This is a genomic window from Rhizobium quercicola (assembly GCF_021168455.1).
Classification (GTDB): Bacteria; Pseudomonadota; Alphaproteobacteria; order Rhizobiales; family Rhizobiaceae; genus Ferranicluibacter; species Ferranicluibacter quercicola.
Genome location: NZ_JAJOZR010000003.1, coordinates 194288 through 207427 on the forward strand (window position 1 = coordinate 194288; position 13140 = coordinate 207427).

General features: G+C 64.9%; 11 protein-coding genes and 1 pseudogene. 3 read left to right on the top strand and 9 right to left on the bottom strand.

Annotated features, from left to right (window positions below):
- Window positions 1-1203, bottom strand: a complete 1203-nt coding sequence (locus tag LRX75_RS06075) for an MFS transporter (protein ID WP_420851157.1) — start codon at window positions 1201-1203, stop codon at window positions 1-3.
- A 327-nt stretch (window positions 1204-1530) separates the two neighbouring features.
- On the opposite strand from LRX75_RS06075, the gene LRX75_RS06080 reads away from it, so the two are divergent.
- From LRX75_RS06080 to LRX75_RS06090, 3 genes are all read left to right on the top strand, one after another.
- Complete coding sequence (locus LRX75_RS06080) at window positions 1531-3231, top strand: long-chain-fatty-acid--CoA ligase (RefSeq protein WP_269456082.1); 1701 nt, start codon at window positions 1531-1533, stop codon at window positions 3229-3231.
- A gap of 175 nt (window positions 3232-3406) precedes the next feature.
- The gene (gene pgi / locus LRX75_RS06085) at window positions 3407-5032 is read left to right on the top strand and encodes a glucose-6-phosphate isomerase (RefSeq protein ID WP_231812992.1); all 1626 of its coding nucleotides are present in this window, start codon (window positions 3407-3409) and stop codon (window positions 5030-5032) included.
- Window positions 5033-5275: 243 nt separating this feature from the next.
- A complete protein-coding gene (locus LRX75_RS06090) occupies window positions 5276-5986 on the top strand; it encodes a L,D-transpeptidase family protein (RefSeq protein ID WP_231812746.1) in 711 nt (236 codons plus the stop codon).
- Window positions 5987-6033: 47 nt separating this feature from the next.
- Here LRX75_RS06090 and LRX75_RS06095 read toward each other — a convergent pair whose 3' ends face one another.
- From LRX75_RS06095 to LRX75_RS06130, 8 genes and pseudogenes are all read right to left on the bottom strand, one after another.
- On the bottom strand, window positions 6034-6960 hold the full coding sequence (locus LRX75_RS06095) for a carbohydrate kinase family protein (protein WP_231812748.1): 927 nt from the start codon (window positions 6958-6960) through the stop codon (window positions 6034-6036).
- A gap of 68 nt (window positions 6961-7028) precedes the next feature.
- Window positions 7029-7724: an orotate phosphoribosyltransferase gene (locus LRX75_RS06100; protein WP_231812750.1), complete on the bottom strand. Its 696-nt coding sequence runs from the start codon at window positions 7722-7724 to the stop codon at window positions 7029-7031.
- Between the two features lie 60 nt (window positions 7725-7784).
- Window positions 7785-8144 (bottom strand): annotated as a pseudogene (locus tag LRX75_RS06105) (glyoxalase superfamily protein); the annotation flags it as partial.
- Window positions 8145-8160: 16 nt separating this feature from the next.
- Window positions 8161-9225, bottom strand: a complete 1065-nt coding sequence (gene pyrC / locus LRX75_RS06110; protein ID WP_231812752.1) for a dihydroorotase — start codon at window positions 9223-9225, stop codon at window positions 8161-8163.
- A gap of 160 nt (window positions 9226-9385) precedes the next feature.
- Window positions 9386-10021 (bottom strand): nucleoside triphosphate hydrolase, encoded by a 636-nt coding sequence (locus LRX75_RS06115; protein WP_113149277.1) that lies wholly within the window; start codon window positions 10019-10021, stop codon window positions 9386-9388.
- Window positions 10018-10815, bottom strand: coding sequence for an ATP-binding cassette domain-containing protein (locus LRX75_RS06120; protein WP_062692620.1), 798 nt, complete (start codon window positions 10813-10815; stop codon window positions 10018-10020). The genes LRX75_RS06115 and LRX75_RS06120 overlap by 4 nt, the downstream gene beginning before the upstream one ends.
- Window positions 10815-11897, bottom strand: coding sequence for an ABC transporter permease (locus LRX75_RS06125; protein ID WP_231812754.1), 1083 nt, complete (start codon window positions 11895-11897; stop codon window positions 10815-10817). Before LRX75_RS06125 ends, LRX75_RS06120 begins: the two co-directional genes overlap by 1 nt.
- 154 nt (window positions 11898-12051) lie before the next feature.
- On the bottom strand, window positions 12052-13074 hold the full coding sequence (locus LRX75_RS06130) for a sugar ABC transporter substrate-binding protein (RefSeq protein WP_113149278.1): 1023 nt from the start codon (window positions 13072-13074) through the stop codon (window positions 12052-12054).
- Between the last annotated feature and the right edge of the window lie 66 nt (window positions 13075-13140).

Consider the following 13140-nt stretch of genomic DNA (forward strand, 5'->3'; position numbering starts at 1 on the left):
TCAGATGCGGCGCGATCCACGCTCGACGGCGACGGAAACCGCGAAGATCCCGATGCCGAACACGGCCATGACGGCACCGACGAGGCCGGTGGAGGTCCAGCCGTAACCAGCTGCAATCGCCACGCCGCCGAGCCAGGCACCGAGCGCGTTGGCGAGATTGAAGGCCGAATGCATCAGGGCTGCGGCGAGCGTCTGCGCGTCGCCGGCCACATCCATTAGGCGGGTCTGCATGGCCGGAACCATCAGGAAGCCGAAGCCGATGGAGAGGATGTTGAACATCGCCATCGCGGGCGACTGCATCGTGGCGTAGAACAGCAGCAGCGCCGCGAGATTGAAGACGAGGCCGATGCCGATCGCCTTGAGGAGCGACCAGTCGGCGAGCCGCGCGCCGATGATGTTGCCGAGGATCATGCCGGCACCGAAGACGGACAGCATCAGCGGCACGCTGGACAGCGACAGGCCCGCCACCTCCGTCAGGGCCGGCGTGATGTAGCTGAAGGTCGCGAACATGCCGCCGCAGCCGATCGCGCAGATGCCGAGCGTCAGCCAGACCTGCAGCTTCTTCAGCGCGCCGAGCTCGCGCAGCGGCGAGGATGCGGCATTGCCCCGGTCTTTGGGCACGAAGCCCATGACGAGCCCGATGGTCAGCAGGCTGATGCCGCCGACGATGGCGAACGCCGCGCGCCAGCCGAGCGCCTGGCCGAACCATGCGGCGAGCGGGGTGCCGAGCAGCGTGGCGATGGTGAGGCCCATCATCACGCGGCCGATGGCGCGAGCCCGCTGGTGCGGCGCCACCATGCCGGCGGCCACGAGGGCGGCAACGCCGAAATAGGCGCCGTGCGGCAGGCCGGCCAGGAACCGGGCCGTGACCAGCAGGCCGAAGGACGGCACGAGCGCGCTGGCGATATTGCCGAGTGCGAACAGCGCCATGAGCGTCAGGAGCACGGTGTGGCGGGCGTATCGCGCCGCGACGACGGCGATGAGCGGAGCACCGACGACGACGCCGAGCGCATAGGCGCTGATGACGATGCCGGCCCGCGGCACGGATACGCCGAGATCTTGGGCGACCTGGGGCAGCAGCCCCATGATGGCGAACTCGCCCGTGCCGATGCCGAAACCGCCGACCGCCAGGGCGACCTCCGCCATGGAGACGCCGCCGAAGCGGGCGACGGGGTGAGACGGAAGCGCGGTGGTATCGGACATGGCGTTGACCTTGCGTCGAGACCCGCAGCGGGTCCCAGGGAAGAGGGCGGCAGCCGGCGCGGGGACGCAGCCGGTCATATGCCGTCGTGACTGGCGTAAACCTTATCCGCCGCCGCCGCAAAGACTTGGTGCTTAGCCATGCGCTTACCGAAAGGGACCTATGCTTTTCCGACATGACTTATTGACGCTTACGTGTAGGTCATATAATCCTGAAGACACTTGAAGACGCTGCTGAAGAGCATAGACTTCGAAAACCGGCCCACTCGGGAGACGTGGGCATCTGGAGGATTGCCGCGCGACACGAACGCCGGCGCAGGGAGGACGAACATGCCCGATACGGCCAGCCGGACACAATCGATGTTGCCTGACAGGCCCTGGCTTGCGTCCTATCCCGTCGGCATGCCGACGGAGATCGCGGCCAGCCCCTACACATCCCTGGGTCATATGTTCGAGACGTCGTGTGCCAAATACGCGGATCGTCCGGCCTATACCTGTATGGGCACGACGATCACGTTCGGCGCCCTTTCAAAAACCGTCGACGCGTTTGCCGCCTATCTGCAATCGACGGGACTGAAACAGGGCGACCGCGTCGCGGTGATGATGCCGAACGTGTTGCAGAACCCGGTGACGATCTTCGCGATCCTGCGGGCAGGCCTCGTGGTCGTCAACGTCAACCCGCTCTACACGCCCCGCGAACTGGAGCACCAGCTGAAGGACAGCGGCGCGAAGGCGATCGTCGTGCTCGAAAACTTCGCCCACACCGTGGAACAGGTCGCCTCCCGGACCGCACTCCAGCACATCGTCGTCGCGTCGATGGGCGACCTGCTCGGCGCCAAGGGACTTCTCGTCAACCTCATCGTCCGCCGGGTGAAGAAGCTGGTGCCGGCCTGGTCGCTGCGCGGCCATGTGAGGTTCAACACGGCCATCGCCAAGGGCAAGCGGCTGACGCTCGCCAAACCCGCGGTCAAGGCCGGCGACATCGCGTTCCTGCAATATACCGGCGGCACGACGGGCGTTTCCAAGGGCGCGGTGCTGACCCATGCCAACCTTCTGGCGAATGCGGCGCAGATGAGCCTCTGGATCGAGACGGCCTTCGCCAACAAGCCGAAGCCCGAAACCCTCGTCTTTCTCTGTGCGCTGCCGCTCTATCACATCTTCGCGCTGACGGTGAACGGGCTGATGGGGCTGGTGCTGGGCGGTCACAATATCCTCATTCCCAATCCGCGCGACATCCCGTCGCTGGTCAAGGAATTCGGCAGCCACAAGATCACGATCTTCCCCGGCCTCAACACGCTGTTCAACGCGCTGCTGAACAATGGTCCGTTCCGCGCCCTCGACTTCTCGTCGCTGGTGCTCACCTTCGGCGGCGGCATGGCCGTCCAGCGGCCGGTGGCGGAGCGATGGGAAAAGGTGACGGGCTGCCCGATCAAGGAAGGCTACGGTCTGTCGGAGACCTCGCCGGTCGCCACCGCCAACCGTCTCGACCTGCCGGACTTTACCGGAACGATCGGCCTGCCTTTGCCCTCGACCGAGATCGAGATCCGCAACGAGGCCGACGAGAACGTGCCGATCGGTGAGGTGGGCGAGATCTGCATCCGCGGACCGCAGGTCATGCCGGGCTACTGGAACAAGCCGGAGGAGACCGCGCAGGCGATTTCCCGCGACGACTTCTTCCGCACCGGCGATATCGGCCGCATGAGCGCCGACGGGCTTATCAAGATCGTGGACCGCAAGAAGGACATGATCCTCGTCTCCGGCTTCAACGTCTTCCCGAACGAGATCGAGGAAGTGGTGATGTCCTATCCCGGCGTGCTGGAATGTGCGGCGATCGGCATTCCCGATGCGCATTCCGGCGAGGCCGTGAAGCTGTTCGTCGTCCGCCGCAATCCCGACGTGACCGAGGCCGAGATCCGCGCGCATTGCAACGACAGCCTGACCAACTACAAACGCCCGCGCATCATCGAATTCCGCGACGACCTGCCGAAATCCAATGTCGGCAAGATCCTGCGCAAGGAATTGCGCAGCTGAAAAAGATATGCGGGCATGGCACTCTCGACGAATATCCGGCGCCCGCGAAAATCGGGCGCCGAGGCTTGATTTGCGGTGACCAAACGCACTAGCTATCGCGGCTGATAAAAACCATTGAAAGCATGTCCGGACAAACGGCCCGAGGGCTCTGCCGGAACTGCCCGAGGAGCCGATGATGAAAGCGCTGGTCGAAGAGCTGAAGAGCACCGCCACCGAAACAGACGCAACCGATATCCGTGCAGCGTTTGCTGCCGATCCGCAGCGCTTCCAGCGCTTCTCCGTCACGCTCGACGACATCCTGTTCGATTATTCGAAATGCGCCGTGAACGATCGGGTGCTCGATGGCCTCGAGGCCATCGCCAAGGCCGCACGCGTGGCTGAAAAGCGCGACGAGATGTTTGCCGGCAAACCGATCAACTTCACGGAAGGTCGCGCCGTTCTGCATACCGCGCTGCGCAACCGGTCCAACACGCCGGTCATGGTCGATGGCCGCGACGTGATGCCGGACGTCAATGCCGTGCTCGACGCGATGGGCGCGTTCTCCGACAAGGTCCGCAGCGGCGAACTGACGGGGGCGACCGGCAAGAAGATCACCGACATCGTCAATATCGGCATCGGCGGCTCGGATCTCGGCCCCGTCATGGCGACGCTGGCGCTGGCGCCGGAACATGACGGCCCGCGCACCCATTTCGTCTCCAATATCGACGGCGCCCATATTGCCGACACGCTGAAGCTGCTCGATCCGGAAACATCCCTGTTCATCGTCGCATCGAAGACCTTCACGACGATCGAGACGATGACCAACGCCCAGACGGCGCGCGCCTTCATCGCCAAGGCGCTCGGCGAAGACGCCGTCGGCCACCATTTCTGCGCCGTCTCCACCGCGCTCGACAAGGTCGCCGCCTTCGGCATTTCCAGCGACCGTATCTTCGGCTTCTGGGACTGGGTCGGCGGACGCTACTCCATCTGGTCGGCGATCGGCCTGCCGCTGATGATCGCCATCGGCAAGGAGAAGTTCGGGGAGTTCCTCGCCGGCGCCCATGCGATCGACGAGCATTTCAGAACCGCGCCGCTGCGTCAGAACCTGCCCATGCTGCTCGGGCTCATCGGCTACTACCACCGCAACGTGCTCGGCTATCCCTCGCGCGCCATCCTGCCCTACGACCAGCGCCTGTCGCGCTTCCCCGCCTATCTGCAGCAGCTCGACATGGAATCGAACGGCAAGGGCGTGACGCTTGACGGCACGCCGGTCGAGGGCAATTCCGGGCCGGTCGTCTGGGGCGAGCCGGGCACCAACGGGCAGCACGCGTTCTACCAGCTGATCCACCAGGGCACGACGGTCATTCCGGCCGAGTTCATGATCGCGGCCAATGCGCACGAGCCGACGCTGCGCCACCAGCACGACCTGCTGATCGCCAATTGCCTCGCCCAATCGGAAGCCCTGATGAAGGGCCGCGCGCTGGAGGAGGCAAAGGCCCAGCTGACGGACAAGGGCATGGACGACGCCAAGGCCGACCATATCGCGCCGCACCGCGTCTTCACCGGCAATCGCCCGTCGCTGACCATCGTCTACGACAAGCTGACGCCGTTTGCGCTCGGCCGGCTGATCGCGCTCTACGAGCATCGCGTCTTCGTCGAAGGTGCCCTGTTCAACATCAACTCCTTCGACCAGTGGGGCGTGGAGCTGGGCAAGGAGCTGGCGACGGGGTTGCTTCCCGTGGTGGAGGGCAAGGAAAGCGCCGAAGGCCATGACTCGTCGACCGTCGGCCTGGTGAAGGCGCTGCTCGCAGCGAAGAACTAGGCCCCCGCCTTCGCATTCGGCCCATCCGACAACGATCTTCCCCTGCGGGGGAGGATCTCTTTGCTGAACGCTTGCCCGCAAACCCTCTTCTTCGGCGCCACCGACAAGGGCAAAACTGTTGCCGCTCGGCGACACCGGCGGGGTTTCCGCTGACTTACCATTGTTTCCGGGAAACGTGATCGGATCATGCCTTGTGCCTGTGCGAACGGGGGATAGAGATCAGGTCTCACCGGGGCACTGCTTATGACACCGACCGATATCGCCGATCCATTCTCGCGCCGCACCTTCCTGCTCGGCGCGCTGTCCGCGGCCGCCACGGTTGCGGGTTGCACGACCTCGACGGGCGTGCGCAGCCCGCCGGTCCCGCCCGTGATCAGCCGCCCGATCCTGCCGCCGACGGAGGCAGAGCTCGCCGTGATGTATGGCCCGGTGGAGGATGACGGCATTCTCATCCCGGCCATCCCCTATCGCGAGATCGATCCGCGCTTCTACCGCCAGCGTGTCGCCAACACGACCGGCGAGCCGGACAACACCGTGGTCGTGGATACGCCCGGCCGGTTCCTCTACATCACCGAGCCCGGCGGCACGGCCATGCGCTATGGTGTCGGCATCGGGCGCGAGGGTTTCGCGTGGCAGGGCGAAGGTATCATCCACTGGCGCCAGCACTGGCCGCGCTGGAAGCCACCAAACGAGATGGTCGCCCGCCAGCCGGAGCTGGCCCGCTTCTCGATCGAAAACGGCGGCATGGAGCCGGGCCTGAAGAACCCGCTCGGCGCACGCGCCCTCTATATCTTCCAGAATGGACAGGACACGCTTTACCGGCTGCATGGCAGCCCGGAATGGCGCTCGATCGGCAAGGCCGTGTCCTCCGGCTGCGTGCGCCTGATGAACCAGGACATCATCGATCTCTACACGCGCGTTCCCTATCACGCGCGCATCGTCGTCCATCAGTAGGATTGTCGGCCGCGCGCCGGAGAACCGGCGCGCCGCACCTCTAAACCTTAAAGGCCGATTTCGTAGGCCCAGGGCGGATTGGCACCGGCACGCGACACCGTGACGGACGCCGTCTTCGCGCCGAGCGCCAAGGCTGCCTGAATGGCCTCGTCGCTGAGGGTCGCGATGGCGTTCTTCGTGAGCAGGTTGTTCATCTTCAGCGAGGCGAGGATGCCGGCATCGAACGTGTCGCCGGCGCCCACCGTATCGACCACCGTCACCTTTTCGCCGGGTACGGACACCTTGCCGCGCACCGTGTAGGCATCGGCGCCGTCGGCGCCCTTGGTGATGACGACGAGCTTGGGGCCGCGGGCGAGCCAATGCCCGACCAGCGTTTCGTGATCCCCCTCCTCGCCGAACCAGTCGAGATCCTCGTCCGAAAACTTGACGATGTCCGACATGGCGGCCATGCGCAGCATGCGCGCCTTATGAGCCTCGGCATCCTTGATGAAGCCGGGGCGGATGTTCGGGTCGAAGGAGATGACACGTTTGGTGTGCTCGCGCGTCATCAGCGCCTCGTAGGTCGAGCCGCAGGGCTCCGGGATGAGGCTGATGGCGCCGAAATGCAGAGCCTCGCAGAAATCGCCAAGCGCCGGCAGATCGGCCTCCGTGATCATGCGGCCGGCGCTGTTCTCGTCGAAGAAGGCGTAGCTGGCCGAGCCGTTGACGAGCTTGACCACGGCGAGCGTCGTGTGCAGATCGGACGTCGCCGACGGAGCGAAATCCACATTGCTGTTCTTCAGCGTGTCGCGGAGAATATCGCCGAACATATCGCTCGACAGGCCCGTGAAAAAGCCTGTGGGAATGCCGAGGCGCCCGAGCGCGATCGCCGTATTGAAGATCGCGCCGCCGGCATAGGGCGCAAAAGCGGGTTCGCCGAGCGTGGATTCGCGCGGCAACATATCGATCAGGGCTTCGCCGCAGCAGATGATCATGGGTTTTCCTTTGGGGCATTAAGCGTTGCGGTCAATGGACGTGTCGGGCGACCGGCCTTGCGGCGGATTCAGCCCGCCAGAGCGGAGATACCGCCGTGACGGCCCGACCATTCGAGCGGCGCATCGAGGAAAGCCTCGACGCTTGCCAGCGTTTCCGGATCGAAGAGCTTGTCGTCACGGGCGACGGCCAGCACGTTGCGCCATGTGGCGATGTTGTGGAGCGTAATGCCCTTCCTGGCCATGTTGGCGCGGCCTTCGGGAAAGATATCGTAGTAAAACAGCGCCATGCCGTGATCGACCACGCCGCCGGCCGCACGGATGGCGTCGATGAAGGTGAACATGGAGACGCCGGCCGTCGTCAGATCCTCGATGACGAGGACGCGGGCGCCTTCGGGCATGTGACCCTCGATCTGGTTCGTGCGGCCATGGCCCTTCGGCGCCTTGCGCACATAGATCATCGGCAGCGCCAGGCGCTCGGCCAGCATTGCCGCGAAGGGAATGCCCGCCGTCTCGCCGCCGGCGATCACGTCGAATGTCTCGAAGCCCGCCTCGCGCATGACGGTGGCGGCCGCGAAATCCATGACGGCGGAGCGGATGCGCGGATAGGAGATCAGCTTGCGGCAGTCGATATAGACCGGGCTCGCCATGCCGGAAGCCAGCTTGTAGGGCTGGTCGGCCCGGAAGTGCACCGCCTTGATCTCCCACAGCATTTTCGCCAGCAGCTCGGCCATTACGGCCTTGTCGGGGAAGGAAGTGGGGATCATGGTGCGGTTCCTCTCGATCGAAGGCTCAAAGCGTGGCGGCAGGCGGCGGCGGTTCCCGCGTCAGGACCTCTGCTCGCAGAAGGTGATGCGGTTGGCGAAGGGATCGGTGACGGTGACTTCCAGCCCCCAAGGCACTGTGTCGAGACCCGGCTTCATATAGGCATAGTTGCGGCCGGAAAGCTCGGTCTGCAGCGCCGTCGCATCCGCAACGGGCACGAAGATGCGGGTGCCCGGCGTCGTGTCGCCGGCATGTTCGCTCAGATGCAGCCTCAGCGCATCCCGCGAGATCTGCGCATAGAGCGGCATGTTCTCAGCAAAACGATGCTCCCAATCCAGCGTGAAGCCGAGAAAGCCGATATAGAACTCCATCGCCTTCTCCACCGAGAAGATGCGGAAGATCGGGATGGCCGGCTTGATCCCGGCCTCGGCGCGCGCGTCAGTCATGCGCTTGCTCCACGGCCCAGTGCAGCGGGAACATCGGGTCGAATACGGTCACGGGGCCGGCGCCCGTCTCGATCTTTGCCGGATATTCCACCGGCACGCTGCGGCGGGTGAGCGTGATCGTCTCTTCGTTGACCGGTAGACCGTACCAGGCAGGGCCGTTGCGGGAGGCGAAGGCTTCGAGCGCAGGCAGCGCGGCTTCCTGCTCGAACACATGGGCAAGGCAGCTCATCGTGTTGATCGAGGTATAGATGCCCGCACAGCCGCAGGCGCATTCCTTCAGCGGATCGACATGCGGGGCGCTGTCGGTACCGAGGAAGAACCGCGCGTCCCCGGAGGTCGCGGCCTTGCGCAGCGCCTGCCGGTGGACCTCGCGCTTGGCGACGGGCAGGCAGTAATAATGCGGGCGGATGCCGCCGACGAGGAGCGCGTTGCGATTGATGATCAGATGGTGCGTGGTGATCGAGCCGGCGAGGTTCTTTGCGGCGCCCTTGATGTAATCGACACCGTCCTGCGTCGTCACGTGCTCCATCGTCACCTTCAGCTCCGGCAGGCGGCGGCGGAGCGGATCGAGCACGGTCTCGATGAAGACGGCCTCGCGGTCGAAGATATCGACCTCGGGCGTGGTCACCTCGCCATGAACGCAGAGCGGCAGGCCGATTTCGGCCATGGTCTCAAGCACAGGCATGACCTTTTCGAGATCGCGAACGCCGCCATGCGAGTTGGTCGTGGCACCTGCGGGGTAGAGCTTGACCGCATGGATGAGCCCGCTGGCCTTTCCCTTGGCGACATCCGCAGCCTCCGTGTGCTCCGTGAGATAGAGCGTCATCAGGGGCGCGAAACGGTCGCCGGCCGGCAGTGCGGCGAGAATGCGCGCACGATAGGCCTCGGCATCTGCGGTGGTCACCACGGGCGGCACCAGATTGGGCATGATGATGGCGCGGGCGAAATCGCGGCTGGTGTCGGGCAGCACGCCCTTCATCATGTCGCCGTCGCGCAGGTGCAGGTGCCAATCGTCGGGCCGGCGGATGGTGAGGGTGGTCGTCTCGTGGTCGCTCATCGTCTGCCTTTCCTCCTGCGGACATCCCCGGACCCGGAGAGGTCCGAGCGCATCCGCATCGATCGCCTGCCAGGTCGCGCGCCCTGCTCCAGGGCCCGGGCCGTCCGTTCCCGTTTGCCTCATCGGGCCCCGGATGACAATGGCCTGATGGCGTTCGCGATCACGGCTGCTCGAAAACCTCCAGCGTGACATCGGCCGGCCGGGAGCCGTTGCAGATGCGCTCGCCGTTGGGCAAGTCGTTGCCATAGAGTTTCCAGCGGATGGCCTCTTCGTCCAGCCCGTAATGGATCCAGCGCTGGCGCAGGCGTTCCTCGAGCACGGCATAGGCCGGTCCGACGAAGATCGTGAGGTCGAAGAGCGGCGCGAGCCGGGTCCACGGGGCCTCGTCGAGCAGCAGGTAATTGCCCTCGGCGAGAATGAAGCGCGTCTCCGGCGCAATGGGACGGGCGGAGGCGATGGCGATCTCGCGGGAGCGGTCGAAGACCGGCACCAGCACCTCCTCGTCGCCGCGGCGCACTGCCGTGACGATATCGAGGAAACCGCGCACATCGAAGGTTTCCGGCGCGCCCTTGCGCTTCAGAAGACCGCGTTCCTCCAGAATGCCGTTGTCCATATGGAAGCCGTCCATGGGCAGCACCCCGGACGTCTCGCCACGGGCGGAAAGCTCGGCATGCAGCGCATCGGCCAGCGTCGACTTGCCGGCGCCCGGCGGACCGGCGATGGCGACGATGAAACGGGCGGCACCGGCCGCCCGGTCGAGAACGAGATCGGCGATCTCGCCAATGGTCCGCGTCATGCCGCCAGTGCCTCGCGCGGGGGCTCCTTGGCACCGGTCATGAAGGCCACGGCATCCGACATCGTGTAGTCCTTCGGATTGATGACGCAAAGGCGTTTGCCGAGGCGGTGGATGTGGATGCGGTCGGCCACTTCGAAGACATGCGGCATGTTGTGCGAGATGAGCACGATCGGCATGCCGCGCGAGCGCACGTCGAGGATCAGCTCCAGCACGCGCCGGCTTTCCTTGACGCCGAGAGCCGCAGTCGGCTCATCGAGAATAACGAGCTTGGAGCCGAAGGCCGCGGCGCGAGCCACGGCCACGCCCTGACGCTGGCCGCCGGAAAGCGTTTCCACCGCCTGGTTGATGTTCTGGATGGTCATCAGGCCGAGCTCGGAGAGCTTGTCGCGGGCAAACTTTTCCATGGCGCTCTTGTCGAGCATGCGGAACACGGAGCCGAGGACACCGGGTTTGCGGATCTCGCGGCCGAGGAACATGTTGTCGGCGATCGACAGCGCCGGAGACACCGCGAGGTTCTGGTAGACGGTCTCGATGCCGGCCTTCTGCGCCTCGATCGGCGATTTGAAGCTGATCAGCTGACCGTCGAGGCGGATCTCGCCTTCATCGGGCCTGATCGCGCCGGAGATCGCCTTGATCAGCGAGGACTTGCCGGCACCGTTGTCGCCGATGACGGCGAGGATCTCACCCTTGTGCAGATCGAAATCCGCGTGATCGAGGGCGGTGACGCGGCCATAGCGCTTGACGAGGCCGCGGCCGGTGAGGATGGGAGCTTCGGAATAGGAGGGCGCGTTCATCAGCCGGCTACCTTTCTGATCCACTGGTCGATTGCGACGGCGGCGATGATGAGAACGCCGATCATGAGATAGGTCCACTGCGGATCGGTGCCGACAAGGCGCAGGCCGAGCTGGAAGACGCCGACGATGAGGGCGCCGAACAGCATGCCCATGATGGAGCCGCGTCCGCCGAAGAGCGAGATGCCGCCGATCACGACCGCGGTGATGGATTCGATGTTGGCGAACTGGCCGGCCGTGGGCGAGACGGAGCCGATGCGGCCGATGAGCGCCCAGCCGCCGAGCGCACAGATGACGCCGGAGATCGTGTAGACCGAAAGCAGCATGCGCTTGACGTTGACGCCCGCGAGTTCGGCGGCCACCGGATCGTCGCCGACGGCGTAGAGATGCCGGCCCCAGGCGGTCTTGTTCAGCACGTACCAGAGCAGGATGACGAGCAGGATCATGGCGAAGACGCCATAGGTAAAAACGGCGCCGCCGAGACGAACGGGTTCGGCGAAGAACTTTAGGAGCGGAGCGGTCGCCTCGATGTCCTGGCTGCGGATGGTCTCGTTGGCCGAATAGAGGAAGTTGGAGGCCAGAATGATCTGCCACATGCCGAGCGTGACGATGAAGGGCGGCAGCTTCATGCGGGCGACCAGCCAGCCGTTGATCGCGCCGCAGGCGGCACCGACGGCAAAACCGCAGAGAATGGCGAGTTCCGCCGGAAGACCGTAGCGGAACACGAACTGCCCCATGACGACGGATGACAGAACCATGATGGCGCCGACCGAGAGGTCGATGCCGGCCGTCATGATGATCAGCGTCTGGGCCGCACCGATGATGCCGGTGATGGCGACCTGCTGCAGGATCAGCGTCAGGGAGAAGGCGGAAAAGAACTTGGATCCGAGGATCGAGCCGAAGACCACCAGCGACAGCACCAGCACGATCAAGGGCACGGCCGAGGGCCGTGAGTGCAGGAAATGCTGGAAGTGCTGGACGGGTGTCTTACGGTCGGTGTCGAACGACGCGACCGTCTTGGAACTGCCGGACAGGACGGACTCGAAGTCCTGCGAGGGCCGCGCAGCGGCTGTTGGCTCGCTCATCAATATATCCTCCGCTTGGCGGCCTGTGCAGATGACCTCGAAGGTGAGGTCACGCCGGGCCGGGCGCTTCGTCGGGATGACGGGTCAAGATGGACTTATTTTGAAAAAAGGGCGGCCGAAGCCGCCCCTCGCATGTCGCAGCGAAATGCGCGGCTCAGCCCCAGCACTTGTCCGTGCCGGCCTTGACGTCGATCGATTCGACGCCGGCGGCAGGCTTGCCGGTGACGAGCGAGACGCCCGTGTCGAAGAAGGCCTTGCCGGGGGTCGGCTGCGGCTTTTCGCCGGTGTCGGCGAACTTCTTGATGGCCTCGACGCCCAGCGCCGCCATCTGCAGCGGATACTGCTGCGAGGTCGCGCCGATGACGCCGTCCGCGACGTTCTTGATACCCGGGCAACCGCCGTCGACGGACACGATCAGCACGTCCTTCTCGCGGCCGACGGCCTTGAGCGCTTCGTAGGCGCCGGCTGCTGCCGGCTCGTTGATCGTGTGGACGACGTTGATGGTCGGATCCTTCTGGAGAAGGTTTTCCATGGCGGTACGGCCGCCTTCCTCGTTGCCGTTGGTGATGTCGTGGCCGACGATGCGGGCGTCGTCCTCGTCACCGATCTTGTTCGGGTCCTTCGGGTCGATGCCGAAGCCCATCATGAAGCCCTGGTCGCGCATGACGTCAACGGAAGGCTGCGAGGGGGTGAGATCGAGGAAGGCGACCTTGGCATCCTTGGCGGCATCGCCGAGGGTAGCCGCGGCCCACTGGCCGATCAGCTTGCCGGCGAGAAGGTTGTCGGTCGCAAACGTCGCATCGGCGCTGTCGGCCGGTTCCAGCGGGGTGTCGAGCGCGATGACGAGAAGGCCGGCGTCGCGGGCCTGCTTGACCGTTGGCACGATGCCCTTGGTGTCGGATGCGGCGATCAGGATACCCTTGGCACCATCGGCGATGCAGGTTTCGATGGCGGCAACCTGGCTTTCGCTATCGCCGTCGATCTTGCCGGCATAGGCCTTGAGCGTCACGCCCAGTTCCTTGGCCTTGGCTTCGGCGCCTTCCTTCATCTTGACGAAGAAGGGGTTCGTATCCGTCTTGGTGATGAGGCAAGCGGTCACGTCGGCAGCCTGTGCCGAGCCCGCGAAAACGACGCCAAGCGCCAGCGCGCCGAGACCGGCGGTTACGAGATTCTTCATGGATATCCTCCCAAGGATCAAAATGGTGAGCCGGGTTCCCGGCCCGTCAGGCATCGCGATCGTTAC

Coding starts and splice junctions, on each gene's coding strand:
- LRX75_RS06075 (WP_420851157.1), bottom strand. CDS start 1,203: ATGTCCGATACCACCGCGCTTCCGTCTCACCCCGTCGCCCGCTTCGGC.
- LRX75_RS06080 (WP_269456082.1), top strand. CDS start 1,531: ATGCCCGATACGGCCAGCCGGACACAATCGATGTTGCCTGACAGGCCC.
- pgi (WP_231812992.1), top strand. CDS start 3,407: ATGAAAGCGCTGGTCGAAGAGCTGAAGAGCACCGCCACCGAAACAGAC.
- LRX75_RS06090 (WP_231812746.1), top strand. CDS start 5,276: ATGACACCGACCGATATCGCCGATCCATTCTCGCGCCGCACCTTCCTG.
- LRX75_RS06095 (WP_231812748.1), bottom strand. CDS start 6,960: ATGATCATCTGCTGCGGCGAAGCCCTGATCGATATGTTGCCGCGCGAA.
- LRX75_RS06100 (WP_231812750.1), bottom strand. CDS start 7,724: ATGATCCCCACTTCCTTCCCCGACAAGGCCGTAATGGCCGAGCTGCTG.
- pyrC (WP_231812752.1), bottom strand. CDS start 9,225: ATGAGCGACCACGAGACGACCACCCTCACCATCCGCCGGCCCGACGAT.
- LRX75_RS06115 (WP_113149277.1), bottom strand. CDS start 10,021: ATGACGCGGACCATTGGCGAGATCGCCGATCTCGTTCTCGACCGGGCG.
- LRX75_RS06120 (WP_062692620.1), bottom strand. CDS start 10,815: ATGAACGCGCCCTCCTATTCCGAAGCTCCCATCCTCACCGGCCGCGGC.
- LRX75_RS06125 (WP_231812754.1), bottom strand. CDS start 11,897: ATGAGCGAGCCAACAGCCGCTGCGCGGCCCTCGCAGGACTTCGAGTCC.
- LRX75_RS06130 (WP_113149278.1), bottom strand. CDS start 13,074: ATGAAGAATCTCGTAACCGCCGGTCTCGGCGCGCTGGCGCTTGGCGTC.